This is a genomic window from Pseudoalteromonas sp. MB41 (assembly GCF_020966275.1).
Lineage (GTDB): Bacteria > Pseudomonadota > Gammaproteobacteria > Enterobacterales > Alteromonadaceae > Pseudoalteromonas > Pseudoalteromonas lipolytica.
In genome coordinates, this window is sequence record NZ_JAJJZF010000026.1 from 1 (window position 1) to 26,152 (window position 26,152).

The following is a 26,152-nucleotide window of genomic DNA, read 5'->3' on the forward strand; positions in this document are numbered from 1 at the left end:
AGCAAATTAACATTTAGTCTTCGATAACAGAAATAACTGTATTGACCAAGAACCTGCGTTAAGCGGTTAGACCCACCCTTGATAGCCTGTAAAGTGATTAGTGTGTTAAAACACCGAGTAGGAGAAGAGGCACAAGGGCGCGAATACATCATAGGGCCGAGGTAGCTCCTCATTATGAGCCCGCATATAAGTACGCAGTCTAACAAAATTAACGAAGGGTATTGTGCAATAGGAGGAGTCCATATAAGGCACTTTAGTGCCGAAAGTGTCTGATATGCCCTTCATACAACACCCCTGACATTCACGGCTAAAGCCGTTCCCACGCTTTGTAATCAGATGTTTAATAACGATTCCCATGTTGTTTAATCATGATGACAAAAATGAAGGGGTTTATTGAATCACTCACTTTACGCTAAACTAATACCATTCCGCTTAAATATCTGATCTAATATAGGCTATATAAAATCACCGGTTAATAACATTGAACCAAAACATAGCTGAACAGCTTTTAGCGCTTTCGCGAAAAGAACCAAACGCACGAAAACGCATACGATTACTCGCAGTGTCATTATTTTATGGGAGTCCATAAATCTCCTACGGTGTTTAATCACGATGTATCGATCAAAGGGGAAGAGTGGGCTGAAATCTTTAAAGCTGTCTACTTCGCCTAGCGCTGATTCGTCCTTTATTAATGAGTCTTCTAACAGCGTTGTGCACGATGAATCACCTTATGATCAGCGACCGTTCAGTAAATTAACTTTGCTTTGTTTATGGCTTTGATTTAGGATCAAATGAGTTTAAAAGCAAGAACTAATAGCCAGTGTCTAGATTACTTATTTGTTTATTATTATTTTTTTCGAGTGCGTCAGTATTTGCAGTTGAAGTAACCAACTTATACCAAGATACCCTTAAAGTGGCTGATAAATCACGCGATGCTCGCCTAGCAGCAAGCCGTGAAGCGCTTCTGAATGTATTGGTTAAAGTGAGTGGCGACACGAGTGCGGATCAAAATCCAACCGCGAAAGAGCGCACGAAAGACATTTCAGATTACATGCTTAAATTCGAATACGACGAAAAAGCAGATGGCACTTTAAATCTCGTCGTAAAATTTGAAGCGAATAAAATCAATGCGTTAATTAAAGATTTAAATCTTCCACTATGGGGGACTCGTCGTCCATTGGTGGCAATTTGGCTTGCAATTGAAGATAACTGGCGTCGCGAACTTGTGACACAAGAAAGTTACCCTCAGCTTGAACAGCTTATATATGATAAAGCAGGTCGCCGCGGTTTACCCGTTGTTGTTCCATTGCTTGATTTAGAAGATCGAGCCATTGTCGGTATACCAGAAGTATGGGGGAACTTTTCAGACCCTGTGGAGCGAGCTTCAAGTCGTTACAGTGCTGAAAGAAGTATTACTGCGCGCATGTATAAACAGCAGGATTCTGAAACGTGGGTGCTTGATTGGCGGTTTACCAATGATGAATTGTTTGAATCGAATCGCTTGGTGGGTGATAAGCAACAAATTGTGGCTGATATGGTAGATAGCCTAGCAGGCGGCTTAGCGCTTGAGTACGCCATTGATCCTACCATGATTGGGCAACTCGCAACCGCAACCTTTCATTTAAAAGGAATTACGAACTTTGTTGATATTGAGTTTGCAAAACGTCGCTTAGAAAGTTTAAGTGTTGTTACACAAGCACAAATTGCTGTTCGTACTCCTGACTCCGTACAATTTGTTGTGAATCACACTGGCAGTATGAATGATTTTAGAAAAGCATTAGAACTTGATAGTGCTTTTAAAGCCTACCAAAACCCAAGAGATTTTTATCAAGTCGTCAACAACGATGAACTAGAGTATCAATGGCAGGGGCTTTAACACTCGTGCAAGAACCTATGCAAATGGCATTGCCAGTAACGTTGCCTGATGATGAAACATTTACATCGTATTTTGGTGGTGAAAACTCGCTTGAAGTCAGCCACTTGAAAGATGCTTTTACTAAGTTAAATAGCAAGTTTCAATACACATATTTGTGCGGTTTAGGTGACTCAGGCAAGTCACACTTACTTTATGCAACCTGTATACACGCGCAAGAACTGGGTCTATCAACGATGTTGTTATCGATGCGAGAGGTCATTGATTTTGGTCCAGTTGTGCTCGAAGGATTAGAAACGCTCGATGTTCTATGTATTGATGACTTGCACCTTATTGCAGGGAATGATGCGTGGGAAAAAGGCCTTTTTAACTTTTTTAATCGCTTTAACGAGCCGAGCAAGTTTTTAGTGGTAACGGCTGATTTGCTTCCAGACATGTTGCATATTAATTTGCCCGACTTGGAGTCGCGTTTAAAGTGGGGCACAACGTTGCAAATTCGTTCTATGAGCGATGATGATAAAGCAGAAGCGCTAGTACGTCGTGCTCATATGCGTGGCCTTGAATTAACCGATGAGTGTGCCCGCTTTTTATTAACCCGATTAAGTCGTGATATGCGAGCATTATTGGATGTATTGGACAAACTTGACCATGCATCGATGGCTGCACAAAGAAAATTAACTATTCCTTTCATAAAATCAACGTTAAAGCTTTAGTAGGGCTAGAATCTAGTCCTTGCTTTCAGTTATCATTAGCTATTACAAAATCCTCTGTGAAAAACCAGGTACTCAATGAACTTAGAAAATATTTTAGCGCAAGCACTTGAGGCTGTAGCCAGTGCGAGTGAAATCGCGCAATTAGAAGATATCAGGGTTAATTACCTTGGTAAAAAGGGTGAAATCACCAACTTACTTAAAACGCTTGGCAAGATTGCCCCTGAAGAGCGTAAAGAAGCGGGTCAAGTGATTAACCAAGCAAAACAAGAAGTACAAACAGCAATCAACGAAAAGCGTGAGTTACTAGCAAGTAAGGCTCTTGAAGAAAAGCTAGCCGCAGAAACGATCGACGTAACATTACCTGGACGTGTTATGCCAACAGGTGGCTTACACCCAGTAACTCGTACAATTGAGCGAATTGAGAGCTTTTTCGGCGAATTAGGTTTTGCGGTTAAATCAGGCCCTGAAGTTGAAGACGATTTTCATAACTTCGACGCATTAAATATTCCTGAGCATCATCCAGCGCGTGCGGATCACGATACTTTCTATTTTAATCCTAAGCTTGTGCTACGTACGCAAACAAGTGGTGTGCAAATTCGTACTATGGAAACGGAACAGCCGCCATTGCGTATTATCTCTCCTGGTCGTGTATACCGTAACGATTATGACCAAACGCACACGCCGATGTTCCACCAAGTGGAAGGCTTGATGGTTGATACAGATGTTAGTTTCACAGAGTTAAAAGGTATTCTTCACGATTTTCTACGTAACTTCTTTGAAGAAGATATGGAAATTCGTTTCCGTCCATCTTACTTCCCATTTACTGAGCCATCAGCAGAGGTTGACGTAATGGGTAAAAACGGTAAATGGTTAGAAGTACTTGGTTGTGGCATGGTACACCCTAACGTTCTTAAATCAGTAGGTATCGATCCTGAAAAATACACCGGCTTTGCATTCGGTATGGGTGTAGAGCGCTTAACAATGTTACGTTATGGCGTAAATGACTTACGTGCATTTTTCGAAAACGATTTAAAATTCCTAAACCAGTTCCGTTAAGAGTGAAGAAAAAAAATGAAATTTAGTGAAAAGTGGTTAAGAGAGTGGGTTAACCCAGCAATCGACACGCAGGCTCTTTCGGAACAGTTATCAATGGCTGGTCTTGAAGTGGATGGCGTGGAGCCCGCAGCGGCAGAATTTACCGGTGTTGTTGTTGGGGAAGTTGTCGAATGTGGTCAGCACCCAGATGCAGACAAACTACGTGTGACTAAAGTAAATGTTGGCGGTGATGAGCTTCTTGATATCGTGTGTGGTGCACCAAACTGCCGTCAAGGACTAAAAGTAGCTGTTGCCACGGTTGGTGCAGTTTTACCTGGCGACTTTAAAATTAAAAAAGCCAAGCTTCGTGGTCAACCCTCACATGGTATGCTGTGCGCATTCGTTGAATTAGGGATCAGCGAAGAAGGCGACGGCATCATGGAATTGCCAGCTGATGCACCAATCGGTACAGATTTACGCGAGTATTTAAACCTAGATGACAACATCATTGATGTTGACCTTACACCAAACCGTGGTGACTGTTTAGGCATAAAAGGTCTTGCCCGTGAAGTGGGTGTTCTAAACAGTATTGATGTTAATACACTTGATATTGCGCCAGTTGCTGCAACGATCGACGACAAAGTTTCAATTGAACTTGTTAACGATGATGCCTGTCCTCGTTATTTAGGTCGTGTAATCAAGGGAATTAACTTAGATGCACAGACACCACTTTGGATGGTAGAAAAGCTGCGCCGCAGTGGTATTCGTTCAATCGACCCAGTGGTTGATGTAACAAACTACGTGTTATTAGAGCTTGGCCACCCAATGCACGCATTTGACTTAAATGCGATTGAAGGCGGCATTAAAGTTCGCAGCGCTCATGCGGGCGAAGAGTTGGTCCTTCTTGATGGCAACACAGCTAAACTGAATGAGTCTACGCTTGTTATTGCAGATCACAACAAAGCGCTTGCTATTGCAGGTATTTTTGGTGGCGAAAAGTCAGGTGTGACAGAATCAACCTCTGATATTTTATTAGAAAGTGCGTTTTTCAACCCAGTTGCTATTGCGGGCCAAGCACGTAGTTACGGTCTTCACACAGATGCATCACATCGCTATGAGCGCGGTGTTGACTTTGCCTTGCAAAAAGATGCAATGGAGCGTGCAACAGCACTGTTACTTGATATTGTAGGTGGTGAAGCAGGTCCAGTCGTTGAAGCGGTTGCAAATGATAAATTGCCAAAAGTAACTGAAGTGCGTTTACGCCGTGAGCGTTTAGACCGTGTCATTGGTTATCACATTGATGATGCAAAAGTTACTGATATCCTAACGCGTTTAGGCTTAGACGTGAAAATTGTCGATGGTGTATGGAGCGCTGATGTACCTAGTTACCGCTTTGATATCCGTATCGAAGAAGACTTAATTGAAGAAGTGGCGCGTGTGTTTGGTTATAACAGCATTCCAAACGTAGCGCCGACAGCTAAGCTAAAAATGACTAACCACAATGAATCACATGTTGCGGTTACTAAATTCCGTAACACTTTAGTGACACGTGGTTATCAAGAAGCGATAACATACAGCTTCGTAGACCCTAAAGCACAAGCAATCCTGCATCCGCAAAGTGATGCATTGATATTACCGCACCCAATTTCAGTTGAAATGTCAGCGATGCGTGTAAGCTTAATGCCTGGCTTGTTGGCATCATTGGTGTATAACCAAAATCGTCAGCAACCGCGTGTTCGTTTGTTTGAACATGGCTTAAAATTCTTACGTGACGAACAGGCCGAAAACGGGGTAAACCAAGTTGCGGTAATCGGTGGTGTGATTTCGGGTCTTGCTCATGGTGAACATTGGGTTCAAGAAAAGCGTCCTGTTGATTTTTATGACTTAAAGGGCGATGTTGAAGCACTTTTAGCTATTAGCAACGATATGTCACGTTTTGAGATAAAAGCAGAACAGTCAGATGGCTTACACCCTGGTCAATCTGCCGTTATTTATGCTGATGGTAAAAAGGTTGGTTTCTTTGGTGCGGTTCACCCGCAAGTACAAAAGTCGCTAGATATCAATAACACAGCATTCGTGTTTGAAATTGAAATGTCGGCTCTTGAAAAAAGAAAATTACCTGAAGCAGTTGCAGTGTCGAAATTCCCGTCAAACCGCCGTGATATCGCGATTTTAGTGGAAGATCACGTGAAATCGGGTGATATTTTTAAGGTCATAGAAAAAGTTGGCGGAAATCAATTGGTTGACCTAAACTTATTCGATGTGTATAAGGGCAAAGGTATTGAGCCAAATTATAAGAGTTTGGCGATTGCTCTAACACTGCAAGCGGTTGATAGAACGCTCGAAGAGAAAGATATCAATCAAGTAGTTGATAATGTGGTGGCCGCATTGGCCGAACAATTTAACGCATCGTTGAGGGACTAGATATGGCGCTTACTAAAGCCGACATAGCTGAACACCTATTTGAAAAACTCGGGATCAATAAAAAAGATGCCAAAGATTTAGTTGAAGCGTTTTTTGAAGAAATCCGCTCAGCGCTAGAAAAAGGCGAGCAGGTTAAGCTCTCTGGATTTGGTAACTTTGATCTTCGAGATAAAAAAGAACGTCCAGGCCGTAATCCGAAAACAGGCGAAGACATCCCTATTTCGGCACGCCGAGTTGTGACCTTTAGACCAGGTCAGAAGCTTAAAACTCGTGTGGAAGTTGGTACAAGCAAATCAAAATAAGAAAAGGCAGCATTCGCTGCCTTTTTTATTTTTAAAAGCCTCGGGGCGAGACAAATTCGCCAGCTTGAATGCTGTCGTAAGTTTTTTGTGCGAGCTCATTGAGGCTGTCGAGACTTTTACCAGAAACGGTGAGCTTGTGCTCAATCGGCAAAATATCAACACTTTCAAACCCTGATAATTGTGCAACACGTGCGAATGTGTAAGCGTGCTTATATTTTTCGTGTTTGTAAAATAAGCTTACAAGTGTTGGATAAATTTCTGGGTTAGGTGTTTGACCCGCCTTATTTAGCTCTAATGTTTTGTAGAGCAGATCAATGGTTTTTTCATCGTCAAACTTGACATAGTAACTGGCTAAGAAAAATTGTATTTCTGCATTTTCTGTTACGCGTTTATCTTGTTTGTTCTCTAAAGCAAGTAATTTTGATAACGCTGATTGGTCGTTATTGCGTGACCAATGGTAATAGAGTAGCCCTGGATGATTGGTATCTTTTGTGTCTTGGAAGATACGTGTCATTTCTTTAATACTGGTTAAATGACCTTCCACACGAGATGTGGTTTTTTCTTTTAACTTAATATGCTCAATTTTTGCTGCCAAAGACACACATTGATTATATTTTTCAAAGTCTTTCAATAATTGATATTTGTTTTCGTCAGTGGGTGACTTATATTCAACATAACGTTGAATTATCACATCGGCACGTTGTTCTTTGCAGTGGCTATCTTTGTTTAGATCACTACAAAAACCCGGTGTTTCGTCGCACACTTTAGCCAGTGTAAGCGGATCTTCACACCCTGTTAATGCCAATAAACCAAGCAAAACGCTTGCTCTTAGTAACATTCCTTAACCTCGAGTTAATAAATACGACTTTATTCTAGCGCAATGAATTGTTCTGTAACAGTGGAGAATCAGTTGAGTTTAAATTAGAATACCCCTGCCTGAGATGTGTTGCTCTCAAATCACAGCATATTTTTAAGGCTATCCGTTCAAAATTGTTTAATTAGGTAAAAAAAATGACCTCATCTCACGAGTTAGAATACACAAACAGCTGGCAAGAACGCCAAGATTACGCAGAAAGCATGCAACCAATTATTGGTCGCCTATACCGTAACCGCGGTATCGAAATTGCTGTTTATGGCCGCCCGCTTGTTAATGCTAGCCCTATCGATATCATCAAAGCCCACAAAACTGTTGCTCAGTTTGAAGGCACTAAATTACGTTTGCGCGAGAGCTTCCCGTTTTTAGAAGCCATCAGCAAAATGGATTTAAACTCAGCACGCATCGATATTGGTAAATTAGCATACGGTTATTTATATAACGATGCCGCTAAAGGCCGTTCTGTTGAAGAGTATTTAACTGAAGAGCTTGCTGAAATTGCGAATGCAGAGCGCAAAGAGCCACGTGACGTTGTTTTATATGGTTTTGGCCGAATTGGTCGTTTGTTAGCTCGTTTATTAATTGAAAAATCAGGTCCTTATGCAGACTTACGCTTACGCGCGATAGTTGTACGTGGCGGTAAAGACGGTGACCTTGAAAAGCGTGCAAGTTTATTGCGTCGTGACTCAATCCATGGTCCTTTCAATGGTTCTATTACGATTGATAAAGAGCGCAATGCAATTAAAGCGAACGGTAGCTACATCCAAGTTATCTATGCTAACTCACCTAACGAAATTGATTACACTGCATACGGTATCGACAACGCGCTTATAGTTGATAATACTGGTATCTGGAAAGACGAAGCAGGTCTTGGACTTCACCTAGAATCAAAAGGCGCTTCAAAAGTACTTTTAACTGCGCCTGCGAAAGGTAATATTAAAAATATCGTTTACGGTGTAAATAACAAAGATATCAAGCCTGAAGATAAAATTGTCTGTGCAGCAAGCTGTACAACAAATGCAATCACACCAACGCTTAAAGCATTAAACGATAAGTTTGGTATTAAGAATGGCCACGTTGAAACGGTTCACTCTTATACAAATGACCAAAACTTAATCGACAACTACCACAGTGCTGAGCGTCGTGGTCGTGCTGCGGCACTTAACATGGTTATCACTTCGACAGGTGCTGCTAAAGCTGTATCAAAAGCATTACCTGAACTTGAAGGTAAACTGACGGGTAACGCTATCCGTGTACCTACACCTAACGTATCAATGGCTATCTTAAACCTTAACCTTGAAAAAGGCACAACCGTTGAAGAGTTAAATGCTTTCTTACGTGATACTGCGCTGCATTCAGATTTACGTGACCAAATCGATTACACAGCATCAACAGAAATCGTATCTACAGACTTAGTGGGCAGCCGCTATGCAGGTGTTGTAGATTCACAAGCGACGATTGTTGATGACAACCGTGTTGTACTTTACGTTTGGTACGATAACGAGTTTGGTTATAGCTGCCAAGTAGTACGTTGTATGCGTGATATGGCTGAAGTAACGTTCCCAAGCTTACCTCGCTAATACCTAACGTGATAAATTTAAAAGCCAGCATATTGCTGGCTTTTTTAGTCGTGAAAGTTTTTGCAAATTTTCTGCATGTGGTAGGCTGTATTTAGTCTGCTACATATTACTAACAAAACGTCCTAATCGGTGCGTTGACTTAATTCTTATCTAATGACTACGTCGTTAAGAATTATTTTTAAGCAATAGGTTTATAGAATGAAAATTACCAGCAATTTTGACAGTGGTAACATCAAGGTTATTGAAGCCGTTGACCCGCTGAATATTCAATTAGAAATCAATAAAGATAATCAGTCTGATTTTTTCCAGTGGTTTCACTTTCGTCTAGAAACAACCCCATTTCAAAACCACAAGTTACATATCAACAACTTAGAAAATTCAGCCTACCCAGATGGTTGGGAAGGTTACCATGCTGTTGCGTCTTACGACCGTCAAACGTGGTTCCGTGTCCCTTCAGAGTACGCAAATGGCACACTATCATTTGAAATGGAACCAGAGTGTGGCAGCGTGTATTTCGCGTATTTTGCGCCATACAGCTATGACCGTCATTTAGATTTATTAGCATGGGCACAAAGCCAGCACGCTTGTGAGCTTGAAACACTCGGCGAAACGTTAGATGGTCGTGACATGAGTGTGCTACGTGTTGGTATTCCAAGCAGTGATAAGAAAACAATTTGGATTACTGCACGCCAACACCCAGGCGAAACGATGGCTGAGTGGTACGTTGAAGGTTTACTACATAAATTACTTGATGATGAAGACCCACATGCCGCTGCACTTTTATCAAAAGCGGTGTTCTACATTGTGCCAAACATGAACCCAGATGGCAGCGTTCGTGGTCATCTGCGTACCAATGCTAAAGGCGTGAACTTAAATCGTGAATGGCAAACGCCAAGCATGGAAAATAGCCCTGAAGTATTCTTAGTGCTAAATAAAATGCGTGAAACAGGCCTTGATATGCACCTAGATATTCATGGTGACGAAGCTATTCCATATAACTTTGTTGCGGGCAGCGAAGGTATTCCGGGATACGATGACCGCTTAAAAGAGCTTGAAGACAGCTTCAAAGCAGCGCTATTAACAGTGACACCTGAATTCCAAGATGAGCACGGTTATCCGAAAGATGAACCAGGCCAAGCGAACTTAACGGTTGGTTCTTCTGCAGTTGCTCATGAGTTTAATGCTTTGGCGTACACTGTTGAAATGCCATTTAAAGATAATAACGATTTACCAGATCCTGACTATGGCTGGTCAGATCGTCGCTCGTATCAATTTGGTCAAGATACACTAGCGGCCATTGTTAACGTTGTCGATAAATTACGATAACGAGTCTAATCCAATGACGGGCATCAGCGAATACTGATGCCCGTCCTTGTTTCTGCTACATATCACGTAATTAGATTTGTTATATTGAAAATTAACTGTTAACAAGGTTGGTTGATTTAAGTTAATATTCAATACGTTTAGCTGAGAAGTAAATTAATCTTAGTATTTATTTCTCGCATCTATATGTATGTCGCGCATTCTCACAAGCTAACGCCGAGTATCGTAACTAACAATAAAAAATATAATCATAGAGGATATCCATGGAAGCTTTTGTAAGCGCCGTTAATGACGTAGTCTGGAGTAGTGCACTCATCTATTTATGTCTTGGCGCAGGTCTGTTTTATTCCGTTTTAACCCGTTTTGCTCAAGTTAGACATTTCAAAGAAATGTGTAAGTTGCTACTAAGCTCAAACAGTTCTAATACCGGTATTTCATCATTTCAAGCTTTGGCAGTTTCGTTATCAGGCCGTGTTGGTGTTGGTAACATCGCAGGTGTAGCTGCAGCAATTGGTTTTGGTGGCCCCGGTGCTATTTTTTGGATGTGGGTCGTGGCATTTTTAGGAGCCAGTACCGCGTATGCAGAATCAACACTAGGTCAAATTTATAAATCAGAAGAAGATGGCCAGTATCGCGGTGGCCCTGCTTATTACTTTGATCGTTGCTTACAACAAAAGTGGTTAGCAGTGCTATTTGCTGTGTCGGCAATTATCGCATGCGGTGTATTTTTACCAGGTGTACAAGCGAATGCGGTAGGTAACGCATTTACCCAAGTGTTTGGCGAAGGTACATTAGTGAGCACAAGTTTTGGTGATGTTGGTAGCTTTAAACTGGTTGCACTTGCGATCATTTTGATTGTGTTAGCGTTCATTATTTTTGGTGGCATTAAACGTATTGCCAACTTTACTCAAATCGTTGTGCCATTTATGGCTCTTGGTTACATTGTTCTTGCTTTAATCGTGGTATTTATAAACCTTGATAAAGTACCGGGTATTTTTTCACTTATTATTACTGATGCATTTACGGCTCAAGCGGGCTTTGGTGCAGCGATAGGTTGGGGTGTAAAACGCGGTATATACTCAAATGAAGCGGGTCAGGGTACGGGGCCGCATGCTGCTTCAGCCGCTGAGGTTGATCACCCAGCACAACAAGGATTAGTGCAAGCTTTTTCAGTCTATGTTGATACTATCTTTGTATGTACAGCAACGGCATTAATGATTTTAATTACTCAACAATATAATATCGTAGGTGAATTACCTGAAGGGCAATTCATTGTTCAAAACGTTGATGCAGCAACTGAAATTGGCTCAGCAGCCTTTACGCAAATGGCATTATTTAGTGTGTTTGGTGGTTTTGGCCAGGCGTTTGTTGGTATTGCGTTGTTTTTCTTTGCATTTACGACAATTCTTGCTTATTACTATATCGCAGAGACAAACGTTGCTTACTTAAATCGTTATTTCAAGGGGAGCATTCCACTTGTTCTTGTAAAGCTCGTTATTATGTTTATGGTGGCATACGGTATGGTTAATAGCTCTGGGTATATCTGGGCTATTGGTGATATCGGTGTTGGCTTAATGGCGTGGATTAATATTGTGGGCATTTTAGCTATCTTTTTCGTGGCTAAGCCTGCGCTTAATTGTTTACGCGATTATGAAGAGCAAAAGAAAGCCGGTGGCGAAATTACATTCGACCCTATTAAGTTAGGGATTAAAAATGCCACATTCTGGGAAAAACGCCTTGAACAAAAGGCAAAAGATAAATCATAAGTTGCTAAAGCAATAAACTTAAAGTGTGGGTTAGAGCGTCTTAGTTATTACTATTTTCGAATCTTCACGATTGAATGCAATTCGAAAAAGACATCGACTCATAAAACAAGTACAATAAAGGGCGCCTAAAGGCGCCTTTTTTATGCGTAGTATGGAGAAAGATATGGCGATTATTAGTTGCCCGCAATGTGCAAAATCAATATCTGACAAACATAAACAATGTCCTCATTGTGAGTGCCAAGTCACTGAGCTGAGCAATGAGCAGTTGCAGCAAATGCAAAAAGAAACGCGCATTCGTAAACAGCAAAAGTTTATGAATCATTCTTTCCTCGCACTGATTTTATTTTTAGGGGGCTTTTTCTGTTATTACTTTATTCACCCTGAAGCAGAATCTTTAGAGTGGTATGCCTATTCGGCAGCCATGGCAGTAGGCTTTGTATGGTATATTGTAAGCCGTATCTATTTAGTTGTTTTAAAAAAGAAAAAGTAACATGAATATTGATCACATCGTTAAGAATATCACCCCAGAAGTATTTGAACGTCTTCAGTATGGCGCATCAACAGGCAAATGGCCTGATGGCACAGTATTGACTGAAGAGCAAAAACAACAAACCGTTCAACTCGTGATGCTTTATCAAGCTAAAGTTTCGCAGACCAATGAGCAGTTTACCATTGGTGCCAATGGTGAAATGGTGCAAAAGAGCAAAGCTCAATTGCAAAAAGAATTCGCATCTGAAAATGAAATAGCTAGGTTTAGTGAAAATGATCTTTAAACACCTATTTACACCGAAATGGAAACACCCTAAGAGCCAAGTTCGTTTGGCTGCTGTTGAACGCCTTGACTCAGAACGTGATGTCAACATTTTGAATAGCATCGCGCTTGAAGACAGTTCAGCAGAAATCCGTAAAAAAGCATTGAATAAAGTAAATGATATTGTTTTATGGTGGCAAGTATATAAACAAGATCAGGCATTAAAAGAGATTGCCGAACAGCATATAAATCAAGCGGTGTTAAACACCGACAGTCAGCTTGATGAGAGCATAAAAAACGAATTCATTGAACGTTTTGCACCCGTTAAAACACTTGAAAAACTCGCGTTTGCAGAAAAAGAAATTCAAGTGCGTGTTAAGTTACTAAAACGCTTAGCTAACCCAAACCTAGTTGATAAAGCTTTCAAAGAAGGAAGCGAAGAGTTACAGCTCAAATTAGTTGAACTTGTAATTCAACACCAACTGTCTAAACCACTTTTGAAACATGCTAAAGGTGAAGCGCATACGCAACTTGCTGCCCATTTAGAAAATGAGCGTTTAGCCGCTGAAATGCCGGCTAAAGTTGAAGCTGATACCCGAATTGTACTTGCTAAACTTAATGCACTGCGTGAAAAAAGTGATTTCAACCTAGTATCTCAGCAACATGCTGATTTACTACAGCAATGGCAGGCCATCGAGTTAAAGTGGCTAACGGATGAACAAGTCAACTTATTAGATAAAAAATACTCAGCCATTATCGCAAAGTTAGATACACATCTTGCGATACTTAGCAAAGAGCATGAGGCGCAGCAGCAAAAGCTTGCAGAGCAACAGCGTCAAGTGTTGGCACTGGCTACTTTAGAAGCGCTAGGCGAAGAAATTGAAAATGCATTACAGCTCGGTCTAGAGACCCCAGAACAAATACAGCAAGATTGGCTTGAAGCGAAAGTAAGTCAAGCAAAAGAGGCACTTGCTGAGACTGAGCTTGCTGACAATCAAAATGTACGTGATGTGAAACAGCATTTAGCGAATTTGTTTAAACAAGTGGAGCAGTTACCACAGTTAGTTGCTGCGATTGCTGACTATAAAGCGGCATTCGATGCTTTATCTGCGGTTACGACAAGCGACGATGAAACACAGTTTGATACGCTAAATAAAGAGTTTGAGCAGAAAAGCAAATTCGCGCGAAAAAAACTCTCGCATATCCCGTCTCGCCTACAAGGGCGCTTTAAAGCTAACTTAACGGAATGTGTGAAAGCGTGGCAACATGCTATGTTGCCATTAACGAGTAAGTTTGACAAAAACCAACAAGCCGCGAAGCGCAAAGCACGTGATGTTAAACGTTTGATTGATCAAGGTCGTTTTAATGTTGCCTTTGGTGTTTTTAAAGGATTTGAAGAGTTATATGAGACATTAACCGAGTCTTATAAGCAGCCATTAAATACATTAAAAGCAGATCTTGAGGCACAGCTAGCAGAAGCGAAAGACTGGCAAAAATATGCATCGGCGCCGAAGCGCGACGCTATTTTACAAGAGGTCAGTGAGCTTGTTGCAACGCCATGTACCGATCCTAAACAGCGTGCTGAGCAAGTTAAACAATTACGCCGTCGTTGGAATGAATTAGGTCGCTTAGATACTGATGCTGAAAAACAGCAGGGTGAACTTTTTGATCAACACATTGAAGTTTTGTTCACGCCTTGTCGTGAGTATTTTGCAGAGCAAGAGCAGTTGCGCGAGCACGCAAAAACACAGCGTTTAGATATTATTGCACAAATGCAGCAATTAGCTGAGCTTGATGCACAGACCGATGATTTTGACTGGAAACAGTTTGAAAGTAAGTATAACCGCATCAGTAAATCATGGCGTTCTGCGGGTAATGTAGACCCTAAAACGTATCGTGAATTACACAGCGAGTTCAAAACGGTTCAGTCGCAAGTGAATGCGAAGTTAGCTGCATTTCACAAAGCCAATGCGGAACAGAAAAGTGCCCTCGTTGAGCAGGCAACACTACTTTCTCAATCTGACGACCTTGCAACCGCATGTCAGCAATTAAAGGCATTGCAACAAACATGGCAAACAATTGGTTTTGCTGGCATGAAAGCAGAAAACACGTTATGGCAGCAATTTAGACGTGTCAACGATGAGACATTTGCAAAGCGTAGCGCAGAGTTTGAAATACAAAAGCAAGCTCAACAGCAGAATGATGAAGTCGCTGCAGTGGAATTAACCGAGCTTGAGTCTGCGTTAGGCAGTGTGGTTCACTTAGCACAACTTAAAGACTTAGCGGCTAAATTATCGGCATTAGACTACTCTAAATCACTTAGTGGTCGAGTTGCGCAATTAGAAAGTGCCATCGCGGCGAAAACAGAGGTGCTTGGTAAACAAGCTGAACAATCAAAGCTAGCTGCTTTGTTTAGTGCCCTAGAAGAGGGCAGTACTATACCGGCTCAATTTCAGGCTTCGTTAACAACAGCATTAACTGCGCAGCAGTTGTTGACACGTATTGAAATTTTAGCAGGGGTTGAATCAGCCGATAGCCAATTACGTATGACAGAGCAAGTTGCAATGCTTGATGATAAGCATCGTGGCGAACAGGCTGATGTTTACTACTATCTAAAACAACTTTTAGCGGTCAGTGAAGGTTCAGTTTCACCTGACACACTAGCTAGGCTTAAAGTTATATTCGCAATTTAACGATTAATAGCAATCGATTAAGGTATTTAGTTTTCTCTCAAGATAAGTGGGGTGTCATATCCTACTTATCTTGATTATTGAAAGATTAAATAAGTTAACATGGTTGATTTAAGCCGCTTTTAAAGCGGCTTTTTTGAGGAAAAAAATGAGAATTTTAATATTACTTACGTGTTTATTTTTAGGGGCGTGTAAGAGCACAGATCAAGGTGTCTCTGTTTATTCATTTACAAATTCAGAAATAGAAACTGCACTTGCAAATCAGTTACCAAAACTCAGTGAACAAATTAAGTTGATGGGTTTGCCAGTTGATTTTTCAGTAAATGACTTAAGTGTTAACGTTGGTCCAGATAAACGCGACGTAGTCGTTTTAGGCGCAGACTCAAGTGCAGTGATTAAAGCGTTTGCACTTAAATACCCAGTAAGATTAAAACTAAAAATCGAAGGCAGTCCTTTCTATGACAGTGAGAAAAAAGCGGTGTTTCTTCGTAATGTGAAATTAATAGACACCACGGTCGATACTGCTGGGTTTAAAGGTAATTTAAACTTACTAGATGAGCAAGCGATGCAAGTTATAAATAGCTTTTTAGCCGTTAATCCAGTTTATAAACTAAATATGAATGACCCTAAAGTGGCACTACTAAGTAAGTTACCTTTGGATATGAAAGTATCACAGGGTGAAATTCTCTTAGTACCTACTCTCTAGAAAGGGTATTAGCAAGCAGTGTAAAAAGCGGCAAAATGCCGCTTTTTTAATGTATTGAGTGCGTCAATTTAAAAATAGTTAAGTCGTTTTTCTAAAAACGTCAGTGTAATTTTGTAAACGTCAAACTTAGTCGCCAACTGACTATCACCAATCCGTAAAAATAGATAATCATTTTGAGTGATAAAACCTGTGCCACCTGCGACAAAAATGTCTGATTTACGACTGCATGGATGCAGGAGGTAGAGCAATGCAGGAGCAATTGCCGAAAACAACTAAATAGCGACATTTTTACCTTATTATTGACGCGGTTTTATTGCCTAAACATAGACCACTTAATTAAGCCAATTGGTATAACAGTCCTTTATTACTTTACTTGTTTGCTAATCAAAAGCTTGTCATAATGCTCGTGATATTTCGCGAGTGGAACCTATGTATGATTAAGGAATTTTTAAACGACCCAACATTATTACTCAATGCGGTAGGTGAAGGGATTTATGGCTTTGACTTATCGGGCAATGCGGTGTTTGTTAACCCTGCCGCAGAGCGCATGACGGGGTGGCATGCCGATGAGTTATTAGGTAAAAAAATTCACCAATATCATCATCATACTAGAAAAGATGGCTCGCCTTATCCTGCCGACGAATGTCAGATATATTGCACCATGTTTGATGGCAAGCACCGGCATGTAACCGATGAGGTGTTTTGGCGCAAAGATGGAAGCCATTTTGCAGTAGAATACACCTCAACACCTGTCTATAAGAATGGTGAGCTGATAGGGGCTGTCGCGATTTTTCGCGACGTTTCAAAACAACAGCAAACCGAACTCGCTTTGCGTGATGCATTGGCGCAAGTACAGCACTTATCTGAACAATTACAAGAAGAGAATGCTTATCTTATTTCTGAGTTAAATGAAGATTGGCAAGATTCGGGTCTTGTTGGAAAAAGTCACTCATTTCAAACGATGCTTGAACAAATTACCCTTGTCAGCCAAACAAACAGCACAGTGCTTATTTTGGGGGAGAATGGCACAGGTAAAGAACTTGTCGCACGTAACTTACATCGTTTGAGTACGAGAGCTGAGCAACCTTTTATCAAAGTAAATTGTGCTGCATTCTCAGCAAATTTGATCGAATCTGAATTATTTGGTCATGAAAAAGGGGCGTTTACAGGCGCGAATGAACGCAGGAAAGGTCGCTTTGAGTTAGCTGATAACGGAACGCTTTTTTTAGATGAAATAGCAGAGCTACCGCTTGAATTACAGAGTAAACTTTTGAGAGTATTACAAGAACATGAGTTTGAGCGCGTAGGGGGAACACACACTTTAACTGTGAATATTCGTGTTATTGCAGCCACAAATCGAAACTTATGGCAGATGGTAGAGCAGGGAAGTTTCCGTATGGATCTCTATTACCGATTAAATGTATTTCCTATTCGCGTACCAGCATTGCGTGAGCGAAAAGAAGATATCCCCTTGCTTGCTGCTAATATTATTAACCAGCTTAATAAGCGTCTTGGCAAACACTTTAAAGGTCTTACAAAAACAACCTTGGCACAGCTTGCTAACTACGAGTGGCCTGGCAACATTCGTGAATTACAAAACATACTTGAGCGTGAAGCAATTCTATCAAAACAAAATGTTCTGCAATTATCATCTGCGTTGAGTGATAAAGACCCTGCTTCTGGTGTGGTACTTTCACTTGATGCCGCGCAAAAACAGCATATTTGTACTGTACTCAAGCAGTGTCATGGCAAAATTTCTGGTGAGGATGGTGCAGCGACATTACTTGAGTTGCCAGAAAGTACTCTGCGATCAAAAATGAAAAAGCTAGGTATTAAATACTAAGGCGCGAAATATCACGCAAGCTCGCGGTATTTCACGAAATTAAGGCGTTCTATATATTTTATATCGTTATTTTTCAATGTGTTATGTGTGTTTTGTTGTTGGCCTGATTGTTGCTCTTACTTGTTAGAACCGAGACTAACAGTAAGTAGCAAAATGAAATTAGAAATCAAAGAGCAAGACCTAATCATCAAGCCCTATAATCAAGAGGGTCCCATTTATATTCGTGAGCAAAAAGGCCGTTTTCAACGTATTCGTCGATACCTTGGATGGGTTTTAATGCTTATATTTATAGCGATTCCATGGATACCTTATAAAGGTCACCAAGCAGTGCTATTAGACGTTGCGAGTCAAAAGTTTAGCTTGTTTGGCCTAACGCTATTACCCCAAGACTTTATGATTTTAGCTATGTTATTTATGACTGGTGCATTTGCCTTGTTTTTCGTTACGAATTGGTTAGGGCGAGTATGGTGTGGCTACACCTGTCCGCAAACAATCTGGATGTTAATGTTTACATGGGTTGAGCAAAAAATAGAAGGATCGAGAAACCAACGTATAAAAATGGATAAGGCACCTTGGTCGGCAACAAAAGTACAAAAAAAAGTGATTAAACATGCTGCGTGGTTACTTATTTCATTAATCACATCGATGTCTTTTATGGCGTACTTTATTCCTGCAAAGTCGTTATACATGAGTTTATTTACGCTTGAAATGTCAGGTATTGTAAGCTTCTGGGTGTTTTTATTTGCATTTTGTACGTATGGCAATGCGGGTTTTTTACGTGAAAAAATGTGTACTGTCGCCTGTCCTTACTCTCGTTTTCAATCAGTGATGTTTGATAAAGACACGTTAGTGGTAACTTATGACCAACAAAGGGGAGAAACACGTGGTGCACGTAAACGTAAGGCCGACCCTAAAGCACTTGGGCTAGGTGACTGTGTTGACTGTAATTTATGTGTTGAAGTTTGCCCTGCTGGCATCGATATTCGTAATGGCTTGCAATACGAGTGCATCAACTGTGGGTTATGTATTGATGCTTGTGATAGTACAATGGAAAAATTTAACTATCCAAAAGGGTTAATAAAATATGCTTCTGAAAAGCAAATGGATGGTGAAACAACAAATCCATTTAGGTTGAAGCTACTTGGTTATGGTGGTCTAACAGCTTTGTTTATTTTAGCTATGGTTGTATGGACAGCAATGCGTACGCCAATCGAAGCATCAGTGATAAGGGATAGAAACGCTTTATATCGGGTTAACTTTGAAGGGCTAGTTGAGAATCCTTACACGTTGTCGATTATCAATAAAACACAGCAGCCGTTAAATTATACGATTGGCATTTCAGGAATTGATGGGGCGGTGTTACAAGTACCAGAGTCAATTTTAATTGAAGCCGGTAAAATGAAGCGAGTGCCAGTGACCATTGTTGCAGATGGCTATGGGTTAAAATCAAAAGTGACATCAATTCGTTTTCATATACAAGCACTGGAAGATGCGAGTATTGGCATAACGAAAGAAAGTAAATTCTACAGAGATTAAACAGTGGCTACCTATACCATTGTGCTTGATTAAGTAGTCTATTTTGAGGCAATAAAACCGCGTTGTTTAGTTATTTAGTTGTTTTCGGCAATTGCTCCTGCATTGCTCTACCTCCTGCATCTATGCAGTCGTAAACCAGACATTTTTAACGCAGGTAGCGACTGGTTTAATCACTCAAAAAGATTAAGTATTTTTGCACATTGGTATTAAATGGCTTGTTTTTAACAAGCCATTTCTGCTAACTCTAGTTGTTTTAGAACATAGTCCTTTGCACTGTCTAAATCATCATATAAACAGTCTAGAATTTGAATCGGTGATTGTGCTTGCGCAATTACACGCTTCATTTGGTTTAGCACAATGGATGAGCTAAATATAAACGCGGTGGCTTTACAATTGGTATCTTTCAACTCTTTTAATAAGCTGACAAAACCGTGCTCAGCATCTGGGGTAGTTGCATATAAATTTGTTGAATGACTAATGTATGCCCACGGTTTTCCAGCTAAATCGCAAATATGTTTTTTTAATCCAGCCGCGAAGTCGTTGACCAAACGTGCATTAATATTACCAGAAAATTGCCCAATAATAATGGGGCCATCAGTGATTATAGCGACACTGCCATAGTGATTCTTAAAATTCAATTTGCTTCCCTATCTAATTAAAAGAGCGCGAATTTTATACAATCTGCAGTGCGTGTCTAGCGATTTTTTGAACAATAGCGAAAAAGCATAACTTTTTCGCTATTGTTTATTTTAATTAATAATTTACCTGCATTACGTCCGTATGTGTATAATTTATATGCAACATAATTGATTTATAACTAACTAATTATTAACAACGTAATCAAGTGCTCCGGTAATAGAAGCGACTTGAGCATTGATGCAAATTGTATCGTTAGCGTGTGGGCTGTCAGGGTATACCTCTGTGGTAGTAACATATTTTGCATTGGTTAAACCCATGCATAAACCCAATTTTTTCGCCTCGTAATTTATGACGCCAAATTGAGTTTGTACAACACCAATGAGCTGGTTGTTTTCATCGCTTGGAGCAATATGTGTTACCTTTTCAACGGCTTTAATGATTGCGGTTTGAAAGGCATCCTGCGGTCGTTCACTGTCTGCAACAAGGTAAAAACCATCAGGAATGTTCCAATTATCGTGGGTTTTTGCATCTCGGGCTGCCAGCGCTGGACGAAACTCACTGTTATCGGTATCGGTTGTTTCATGCAAATCAACATGCACTAACGGTGCGATATCATGCTTTGCTAAAAAAGACATAATAGCTGCTGATTCTTCTGCGGGGCTATTTTTATAAAATGAACGATTAGGATCTGTTGCGTTCGGATTCCAGCGGTTGATTGTTTCATAACCCCATGGGCTAATACACGGCGCAACCAAGATATTAAAATGTTCAAGGTAGTCAGCTGCTTTTGTTTTAGCAAAGGCTAGTGCACCATGAACGCCACTTGTCTCATAGCCATGAACACCTCCGGTTATCAGCACACACGGTTTATCTGCTTGCCAATGCTTACTTTTTAGAATGTAAAGAGGGTAGTTTTCGGTGTCATAACTTAGTGCACCATACTGCTCAATATCGAAGTGAGCTGATAAGGCGTCTAATTGTGAAACAACATCATCTTGGTAGCTTCGCTTGACAGATTGTAACTCAAGCCATGCTTTTTTATCTGCGTCGTTCCATGGCTTACCAGGGGTTCCGATAGGATAATTCATAAAATACCTTTTTGGATTTAGGTGCAAAAAAGCCAAGCTTAACGAAGCTCAGCATAGCCTGCAACTAGATAAGGTCAGTGGAAATATTTTCCTCTTCATACAGTTTTGCATGATGATGCTTATGAATATCAAACAAGTATTGACGCATAGCGTCTTCACCTTCGCAAATTTTTTCTATTTTAGCTGCAACGCCATTACTTGTGACACGCACAGGTTTTGCACTAATGACGACATGCTCATTATTCGGCAGATTAAAAGCGAGTAAAATTTCTTTATCGAGCGTTTCCTCAGCATTTTTGGGTTGCAACAATACGCCCGTGCTAGACAGTGAAATAATCAGGTATTGTTCTGTTTGCAATTCTAGGTTGGGGGTACGCCAGCTGCGTTCAATTCCTTTTGTATCGATCACTTCGGGGGCACTTAACGTGGGGGTAACTTGCCCTTTGTCGTCAACAATAAACTCAAGTGGAAACCACAATTGATAAATACCCACTTCAGCAAGTAAGGTTAGCTTGGCATTGTTTAACAGACCATTCAGCTTGTCGGGTAAATTAAAGTTAACAGATATTTTAGTGTCGGTTGTTAAATCTTTTACACCGTGTTCTGCCTCAAATAGGCTGTTGAAAAAAGAGAGCTCTTGTTCTGATAAATGTGACATTTATAACTCCTTTTAAGCGCCTTCAACGCATGGTAACTCAATATTATAATTTGTACAAATTTCGTACATATGCTAAGCACTTATTATGCCAAGTGCGTTGTGATTTATTTTGTTGCTCATTTCACTTACACTGGGGGAAATAGTTTACAAGGATTTTATTTTGTCGAGTTTGACGGGTGTTAATAAGAGTTTAGTGATATTTGCTGCATTAGTTATTGTTCTAGCAGGAATTAAAGCTGCAAGTGTGATTGTTATTCCATTTGTCTTGGCGGCATTTATTGCCATTATATGTAATCCCTTAATTCGTTTTTTTGCCCGATATGGCATCCCCAAAGCGATAGCAGTGATATTTGTAATGATGATAATTGTTGGTGTGGGGATCAGTCTTGCCGGGTTGGTTGGGCAATCGATGACAGATTTCTCGAAAAATCTCCCAGAATATAAAGCGCAATTAAAAGAAGAATTTGTGTGGGTAGTCAATGTTGCCGCGCGTTACAACATTTTGATAGACAAAGAACAAATAATATCACTGTTTGATCCAGGTAAAATAATCGATGTTGCCACTAACATGCTAACGGGGCTGGGTGGTGTAATGGCAAATCTATTTTTGATTATTCTAACCGTAGTATTCATGCTGTTTGAAGGCCCTATGTTGGGCAAAAAGATACATTTGGCATTAGATGACCCCGAAATGAAAATGAAGCAAATTGACCGTTTCTTAAACTCTATTAACTCCTATTTAGCAATAAAAACGATGGTGAGCCTAGGCACGGGTCTGCTGGCTGGTTTTATGCTTTGGGCGCTTAATGTTGATTATTTTGTGCTGTGGGGTGTTGTTGCTTTCATGTTTAACTACATTCCTAATATAGGGTCGATTATTGCCGCGATACCTGCAGTATTATTGGCGCTGATAACCCAGGGCCCGCTGGTGGCCAGTTTTATTGCCGGTGGTTATCTTGTTATTAACACTGTAATGGGAAATATTGTTGAACCAAAATTTATGGGTAAAGGCCTTGGTTTATCAACGCTGGTGGTTTTTTTATCGTTAATATTTTGGGGATGGCTCATGGGTACTGTAGGTATGTTGTTGTCGGTACCGCTTACGATGATCGTTAAAATTGCGCTAGAGACAAGTCAAGAAGGGCGCTGGCTTGCTACTTTGCTTGGTAATGGTGAAGAGTTAAAACTAGAAGATTAATAAAGGCGCTTAAGCGCCTTTTTTAATTTAATGGTCGTTGTAAAACTTTAATATGATTTTCTAAAATCTCAATCTCACAGTGTTTATAGGTAATTGCCGCTGTTGTTGCATTTGGCATTTTTTGTAAGTAGCGCCAACGACAGCTGTCTTCTAAATAACGTTCTTGGTTTTTTAAACTACGCTGAAAAATAGGCAAAAGTTGACTATTACCTGTCTCTTCTTTAATTTTTTCGATATCCATTGTAAGTTTGTTGACCCACATTTTATGGTCACGTTGTAAATCTTCAATGGTTTGATCTAAGCATTGAATATAATGCCTAGTTTCATCAGGATGATTGCCTTTAAGCACACAGTTTTGATCTGCGATTGCATGCGAGCTGAGGGCGAGTAAGCTTATTAGGGCTGATGAACTGATTAAAGAAGCTCTATTTTTTATCATGATAATTAAACTCTAAGATAAACTCTGCACCACCTAGTTTTTCAGCATCGCTGATTGTTAGTGTGCCATTGTAGGAGTTTACTAAATCGGAAACGATGGCCATACCCACCCCATGACCGCTCTCGTAAGTGTCTAGACGTGTGCCACGTGTTAATAACGATTCACGCTTATCGTGTGGGACACCCGGGCCGTCATCACAGATACTCACCGTTAACGTTTTATTTTGTATAACCTTTATATCGACCTGAGAACGGCAGGCTTTACATGCATTATCAATTAAATTCCCAAGTAGCTCCATTAAATCAGTTTTATCCCCTAAGAAGTAATCTTTTTCGCTCACCTCTGAAGTAAAAATAATATCTTTATCACGATACACTTTAGTCATTGCACTTAGGATAGAATCAATAACAGGTTTGATGTGGGTTTGCTTTTTCCACGTGTCAGATGCTCCCGTTGCAGCGCGTTTTAATTGATGTTCGATCATCACATTTATGCGGTCTAGCTGTTCTTGTGCATCTGCGTCATTGGCTAAAGGGCTCGACTTTAATACAGCTAGCGGTGTTTTTAGGGCATGCGCCAAGTCGCTGAGTGAAGCACGGTAACGTTCTTTTTGTCGCTGCTGTGATTCAAGCAAAAGGTTTAAATCGGCTTTGATTGTTTGTAGCTCAACAGGGTAAAGCCCTCTTATTTGTTGATTATCACCCGATTCAATCGCTTTAATTTCTTTATCTAACCGTTGTAAAGGTCGCGCACTCCAAACAAAGCCGATTGCCATCAATGCCGCAATGGCTACCCCCATTACATACATCCAATTGACGAGTGTTTGTTTAAAACCATCCATTAAACGCAATAGGGCGTCGTTGCGTTTGAGCAAAATGAAGCGAGCATGTTCTGATTGATCGATGTTTTCTAATATAACGGTGAGCGTTAATTGCCAGTACACAACATTATTGTACTCTACACGGCGAAAATCAGCGGAGCCTGCAGGCGCTTCAAAGTTATCGGGAATAAAATTAATATTTGTGGCTGACTCAGAATACCAGACGGGTAAATCACCTCGGTAAATCATTGCATAGGTATCTGAATTTAATCGGTTTAATTCTGGCGTTAAAATTGTGCTTGGCATCACAATACCACGCTCGGTGAAATCAACTTCAGAGATCAATGAGTAAAGGTGAGCTTCAAGGGTTTTTTCGGTCGCTTCGACTAAGGAGGCATAATAAGCTTTACCAATTGAGAAAAATAAAATGGGTAAAGCGACCAATAAAACAAAGACAAGGATAAATCCTTGCCTTACTTTAAGCGGAATTTGCGATGCTACCACTGACTTTTAAGCCTGTAACCACGGCCGCGTAATGTTTCAACAGGGTTCAATGTACCCTCAGGGTCAAGCTTTTTACGCAAACGTAAAACAAAAACTTCGATAACGTTTGAGTCAAGGTCAAAGTCTTGGTCGTATATATGCTCAGTTAACTCAGATTTTGAGATCACTTTTTGCGGATTAACCATCAAGTACTCTAACACTTTGTATTCGTATGCCGTTAAGCTTAATTCTCTGTCATTAACCCAGACTTGTTGTGAGCGGGTATGGATTTTTATCGGGCCGGCTGTCATTTCTGGGTTTGCTTTACCTGCACTGCGGCGGATAAGTGCATTACAACGGGCAATTAACTCTTCAACATGAAATGGTTTTGTTAAATAGTCATCTGCGCCAGCATCTAAGCCTTCTACTTTATCTTGCCAACGGTCACGTGCTGTTAAAATCAAAATAGGGATTGTAATACCCTGAGCACGTGCTTTGTTGATTAGCTCAATACCATCAATTTTTGGTAAGCCAAGATCGACCACAGCCATATCAAGCGGGTACTCTGTAATATGAAATAAACCAGCTTCACCGTCGTGACAAAGGTCTACACTATAACGCTCTTTTTCTAGAGCATTACGAAGGTTGTCTGCTAAATGTAAATCATCTTCAATTACTAAAATTCGCATTCTTAATCCTTTTTCACTTCGCCAGTTTTTTTGTTCACGTGGACATCAACCACATGGCCGTTCGTTTTTAAAATTCTCACGGTATATATTTTTTCTTGCTCTGTGATCTTGAGGGTTCGGCCATCTTCAGCTTTTTTAGCTATAACAACAGCTTGCTTTTTAGTCACCTCAGCAGGTTGCTTGTTATTTGCAGCAGCTTGATAGCTTGAAAGTGCAAATAGTAGGCTAAAACTGAAGGCTAACAATACGCGCATGATGGGGAACTCCTAAACCAGACCCTTTTAGTTTAATTAACCAATTAACTAAAACTCAAGTAAAAACGTTAAATTAAGTGATTCAACGAGCAAATTTTAGTTAATAAGCAGTGAACAAACACTGAATTGTTGCTTCAGTTAAGTTCAGGCCTAAAAGGGCTTAACCAAATACTTTTTTAAACGGCTTAACCACAGAATTATCATAAACGCCCGCAGCGATATAAGGATCGTTGGCTGCCCATTCGCGAGCCGCTTCTAATGATTCAAACTCTGCAACGACTAAAGAGCCAGTAAATCCAGCTTCGCCAGGATCTTCATTGTCAGTTGCTGGCAATGGGCCCGCAGTGAATAATCGGTTTTGATCGGCTAACTCTTGCAGGCGAGCTAAGTGAGCAGGACGTGCAGACTTACGTGCCTCTAAACTATTTTCAACATCTGTTGAATAAATCATATACAACATGGTGTGTT

At 40.5% G+C, this 26,152-nt stretch carries 24 protein-coding genes; 15 read left to right on the forward strand and 9 right to left on the reverse strand.

Features of this window, described 5'->3' with window-relative positions:
- Positions 1 to 820 precede the first annotated feature (820 nt).
- From LPA49_RS18445 to ihfA, 5 genes are all read left to right on the forward strand, one after another.
- The gene (locus LPA49_RS18445) at positions 821 to 1,876 is read left to right on the forward strand and encodes a DUF2066 domain-containing protein (RefSeq protein WP_036969039.1); all 1,056 of its coding nucleotides are present in this window, start codon (positions 821 to 823) and stop codon (positions 1,874 to 1,876) included.
- Positions 1,861 to 2,586: a DnaA regulatory inactivator Hda gene (gene hda, locus LPA49_RS18450; protein WP_213019300.1), complete on the forward strand. Its 726-nt coding sequence runs from the start codon at positions 1,861 to 1,863 to the stop codon at positions 2,584 to 2,586. Before LPA49_RS18445 ends, hda begins: the two co-directional genes overlap by 16 nt.
- A 75-nt stretch (positions 2,587 to 2,661) precedes the next feature.
- Positions 2,662 to 3,642 carry a phenylalanine--tRNA ligase subunit alpha gene (pheS, locus tag LPA49_RS18455; RefSeq protein WP_074988360.1) on the forward strand — a complete coding sequence of 327 codons (981 nt, stop codon included), beginning with the start codon at positions 2,662 to 2,664 and terminating at the stop codon, positions 3,640 to 3,642.
- A 15-nt stretch (positions 3,643 to 3,657) separates the two neighbouring features.
- Positions 3,658 to 6,045 (forward strand): phenylalanine--tRNA ligase subunit beta, encoded by a 2,388-nt coding sequence (pheT, locus tag LPA49_RS18460; RefSeq protein WP_075593673.1) that lies wholly within the window; start codon positions 3,658 to 3,660, stop codon positions 6,043 to 6,045.
- Between the two features lie 2 nt (positions 6,046 to 6,047).
- A complete protein-coding gene (gene ihfA / locus LPA49_RS18465) occupies positions 6,048 to 6,347 on the forward strand; it encodes an integration host factor subunit alpha (protein WP_036969033.1) in 300 nt (99 codons plus the stop codon).
- 31 nt (positions 6,348 to 6,378) lie between these two features.
- On the opposite strand, the gene LPA49_RS18470 is transcribed toward ihfA, so the two are convergent.
- The gene (locus LPA49_RS18470; protein ID WP_230237453.1) at positions 6,379 to 7,185 is read right to left on the reverse strand and encodes a DUF2989 domain-containing protein; all 807 of its coding nucleotides are present in this window, start codon (positions 7,183 to 7,185) and stop codon (positions 6,379 to 6,381) included.
- A gap of 173 nt (positions 7,186 to 7,358) precedes the next feature.
- Here LPA49_RS18470 and LPA49_RS18475 point away from each other — a divergent pair, with 173 nt between their 5' ends.
- The 9 genes from LPA49_RS18475 to ccoG all read left to right on the forward strand — a co-directional run bounded on the left by LPA49_RS18475 (position 7,359) and on the right by ccoG (position 19,416).
- A complete protein-coding gene (locus tag LPA49_RS18475; RefSeq protein ID WP_036969029.1) occupies positions 7,359 to 8,801 on the forward strand; it encodes a glyceraldehyde-3-phosphate dehydrogenase in 1,443 nt (480 codons plus the stop codon).
- Positions 8,802 to 8,999: 198 nt separating this feature from the next.
- Positions 9,000 to 10,127 carry a M14-type cytosolic carboxypeptidase gene (locus LPA49_RS18480; RefSeq protein ID WP_074988356.1) on the forward strand — a complete coding sequence of 376 codons (1,128 nt, stop codon included), beginning with the start codon at positions 9,000 to 9,002 and terminating at the stop codon, positions 10,125 to 10,127.
- Between the two features lie 260 nt (positions 10,128 to 10,387).
- Positions 10,388 to 11,890 (forward strand): sodium:alanine symporter family protein, encoded by a 1,503-nt coding sequence (locus LPA49_RS18485; RefSeq protein ID WP_036969026.1) that lies wholly within the window; start codon positions 10,388 to 10,390, stop codon positions 11,888 to 11,890.
- A gap of 163 nt (positions 11,891 to 12,053) precedes the next feature.
- Entirely contained in the window at positions 12,054 to 12,380 is a 327-nt protein-coding gene (locus LPA49_RS18490) for a hypothetical protein (RefSeq protein ID WP_036969280.1), read from the forward strand.
- A gap of 1 nt (position 12,381) precedes the next feature.
- Complete coding sequence (locus LPA49_RS18495; RefSeq protein WP_036969024.1) at positions 12,382 to 12,663, forward strand: YeaC family protein; 282 nt, start codon at positions 12,382 to 12,384, stop codon at positions 12,661 to 12,663.
- A complete protein-coding gene (locus tag LPA49_RS18500) occupies positions 12,653 to 15,334 on the forward strand; it encodes a DUF349 domain-containing protein (protein ID WP_230237455.1) in 2,682 nt (893 codons plus the stop codon). Before LPA49_RS18495 ends, LPA49_RS18500 begins: the two co-directional genes overlap by 11 nt.
- A gap of 145 nt (positions 15,335 to 15,479) precedes the next feature.
- A complete protein-coding gene (locus LPA49_RS18505; RefSeq protein WP_036969019.1) occupies positions 15,480 to 16,037 on the forward strand; it encodes a DUF1439 domain-containing protein in 558 nt (185 codons plus the stop codon).
- 433 nt (positions 16,038 to 16,470) lie between these two features.
- A complete protein-coding gene (locus LPA49_RS18510) occupies positions 16,471 to 17,880 on the forward strand; it encodes a sigma-54-dependent Fis family transcriptional regulator (RefSeq protein WP_036969017.1) in 1,410 nt (469 codons plus the stop codon).
- A 153-nt stretch (positions 17,881 to 18,033) separates the two neighbouring features.
- Positions 18,034 to 19,416, forward strand: a complete 1,383-nt coding sequence (ccoG, locus tag LPA49_RS18515; RefSeq protein ID WP_230237457.1) for a cytochrome c oxidase accessory protein CcoG — start codon at positions 18,034 to 18,036, stop codon at positions 19,414 to 19,416.
- 221 nt (positions 19,417 to 19,637) lie between these two features.
- Here the strand turns inward: ccoG and LPA49_RS18520 are convergent, their stop codons facing one another.
- The 3 genes from LPA49_RS18520 to LPA49_RS18530 all read right to left on the reverse strand — a co-directional run bounded on the left by LPA49_RS18520 (position 19,638) and on the right by LPA49_RS18530 (position 21,801).
- Positions 19,638 to 20,054, reverse strand: coding sequence for a hypothetical protein (locus LPA49_RS18520; RefSeq protein WP_230237460.1), 417 nt, complete (start codon positions 20,052 to 20,054; stop codon positions 19,638 to 19,640).
- Between the two features lie 183 nt (positions 20,055 to 20,237).
- A complete protein-coding gene (locus tag LPA49_RS18525; protein ID WP_036969012.1) occupies positions 20,238 to 21,143 on the reverse strand; it encodes a M14 family metallocarboxypeptidase in 906 nt (301 codons plus the stop codon).
- A gap of 64 nt (positions 21,144 to 21,207) precedes the next feature.
- Positions 21,208 to 21,801, reverse strand: a complete 594-nt coding sequence (locus LPA49_RS18530; protein WP_065979804.1) for a hypothetical protein — start codon at positions 21,799 to 21,801, stop codon at positions 21,208 to 21,210.
- A 160-nt stretch (positions 21,802 to 21,961) separates the two neighbouring features.
- On the opposite strand from LPA49_RS18530, the gene LPA49_RS18535 reads away from it, so the two are divergent.
- On the forward strand, positions 21,962 to 22,999 hold the full coding sequence (locus LPA49_RS18535; protein WP_230237462.1) for an AI-2E family transporter: 1,038 nt from the start codon (positions 21,962 to 21,964) through the stop codon (positions 22,997 to 22,999).
- A 22-nt stretch (positions 23,000 to 23,021) separates the two neighbouring features.
- Here the strand turns inward: LPA49_RS18535 and LPA49_RS18540 are convergent, their stop codons facing one another.
- From LPA49_RS18540 to LPA49_RS18560, 5 genes are all read right to left on the reverse strand, one after another.
- Positions 23,022 to 23,438: a hypothetical protein gene (locus tag LPA49_RS18540; RefSeq protein WP_036969006.1), complete on the reverse strand. Its 417-nt coding sequence runs from the start codon at positions 23,436 to 23,438 to the stop codon at positions 23,022 to 23,024.
- Complete coding sequence (locus tag LPA49_RS18545) at positions 23,425 to 24,762, reverse strand: ATP-binding protein (protein ID WP_074988346.1); 1,338 nt, start codon at positions 24,760 to 24,762, stop codon at positions 23,425 to 23,427. Before LPA49_RS18545 ends, LPA49_RS18540 begins: the two co-directional genes overlap by 14 nt.
- Positions 24,756 to 25,430 (reverse strand): response regulator transcription factor, encoded by a 675-nt coding sequence (locus LPA49_RS18550; RefSeq protein ID WP_036969002.1) that lies wholly within the window; start codon positions 25,428 to 25,430, stop codon positions 24,756 to 24,758. Before LPA49_RS18550 ends, LPA49_RS18545 begins: the two co-directional genes overlap by 7 nt.
- 2 nt (positions 25,431 to 25,432) lie before the next feature.
- Positions 25,433 to 25,684, reverse strand: coding sequence for a PepSY domain-containing protein (locus LPA49_RS18555; RefSeq protein ID WP_036969000.1), 252 nt, complete (start codon positions 25,682 to 25,684; stop codon positions 25,433 to 25,435).
- A 160-nt stretch (positions 25,685 to 25,844) separates the two neighbouring features.
- The gene (locus LPA49_RS18560) at positions 25,845 to 26,144 is read right to left on the reverse strand and encodes a YciI family protein (RefSeq protein ID WP_036968998.1); all 300 of its coding nucleotides are present in this window, start codon (positions 26,142 to 26,144) and stop codon (positions 25,845 to 25,847) included.
- Positions 26,145 to 26,152: the final 8 nt, after the last annotated feature.

What these genes read in the sequence shown, in the direction of transcription:
- hda (WP_213019300.1), top strand. Translation starts at nt 1,861, where the DNA reads ATGGCAGGGGCTTTAACACTCGTGCAAGAACCTATGCAAATGGCATTG.
- pheS (WP_074988360.1), top strand. Translation starts at nt 2,662, where the DNA reads ATGAACTTAGAAAATATTTTAGCGCAAGCACTTGAGGCTGTAGCCAGT.
- pheT (WP_075593673.1), top strand. Translation starts at nt 3,658, where the DNA reads ATGAAATTTAGTGAAAAGTGGTTAAGAGAGTGGGTTAACCCAGCAATC.
- ihfA (WP_036969033.1), top strand. Translation starts at nt 6,048, where the DNA reads ATGGCGCTTACTAAAGCCGACATAGCTGAACACCTATTTGAAAAACTC.
- LPA49_RS18470 (WP_230237453.1), bottom strand. Translation starts at nt 7,185, where the DNA reads ATGTTACTAAGAGCAAGCGTTTTGCTTGGTTTATTGGCATTAACAGGG.
- LPA49_RS18475 (WP_036969029.1), top strand. Translation starts at nt 7,359, where the DNA reads ATGACCTCATCTCACGAGTTAGAATACACAAACAGCTGGCAAGAACGC.
- LPA49_RS18480 (WP_074988356.1), top strand. Translation starts at nt 9,000, where the DNA reads ATGAAAATTACCAGCAATTTTGACAGTGGTAACATCAAGGTTATTGAA.
- LPA49_RS18485 (WP_036969026.1), top strand. Translation starts at nt 10,388, where the DNA reads ATGGAAGCTTTTGTAAGCGCCGTTAATGACGTAGTCTGGAGTAGTGCA.
- LPA49_RS18490 (WP_036969280.1), top strand. Translation starts at nt 12,054, where the DNA reads ATGGCGATTATTAGTTGCCCGCAATGTGCAAAATCAATATCTGACAAA.
- LPA49_RS18495 (WP_036969024.1), top strand. Translation starts at nt 12,382, where the DNA reads ATGAATATTGATCACATCGTTAAGAATATCACCCCAGAAGTATTTGAA.
- LPA49_RS18500 (WP_230237455.1), top strand. Translation starts at nt 12,653, where the DNA reads ATGATCTTTAAACACCTATTTACACCGAAATGGAAACACCCTAAGAGC.
- LPA49_RS18505 (WP_036969019.1), top strand. Translation starts at nt 15,480, where the DNA reads ATGAGAATTTTAATATTACTTACGTGTTTATTTTTAGGGGCGTGTAAG.
- LPA49_RS18510 (WP_036969017.1), top strand. Translation starts at nt 16,471, where the DNA reads ATGATTAAGGAATTTTTAAACGACCCAACATTATTACTCAATGCGGTA.
- ccoG (WP_230237457.1), top strand. Translation starts at nt 18,034, where the DNA reads ATGAAATTAGAAATCAAAGAGCAAGACCTAATCATCAAGCCCTATAAT.
- LPA49_RS18525 (WP_036969012.1), bottom strand. Translation starts at nt 21,143, where the DNA reads ATGAATTATCCTATCGGAACCCCTGGTAAGCCATGGAACGACGCAGAT.
- LPA49_RS18530 (WP_065979804.1), bottom strand. Translation starts at nt 21,801, where the DNA reads ATGTCACATTTATCAGAACAAGAGCTCTCTTTTTTCAACAGCCTATTT.
- LPA49_RS18540 (WP_036969006.1), bottom strand. Translation starts at nt 23,438, where the DNA reads ATGATAAAAAATAGAGCTTCTTTAATCAGTTCATCAGCCCTAATAAGC.
- LPA49_RS18550 (WP_036969002.1), bottom strand. Translation starts at nt 25,430, where the DNA reads ATGCGAATTTTAGTAATTGAAGATGATTTACATTTAGCAGACAACCTT.
- LPA49_RS18555 (WP_036969000.1), bottom strand. Translation starts at nt 25,684, where the DNA reads ATGCGCGTATTGTTAGCCTTCAGTTTTAGCCTACTATTTGCACTTTCA.
- LPA49_RS18560 (WP_036968998.1), bottom strand. Translation starts at nt 26,144, where the DNA reads ATGTTGTATATGATTTATTCAACAGATGTTGAAAATAGTTTAGAGGCA.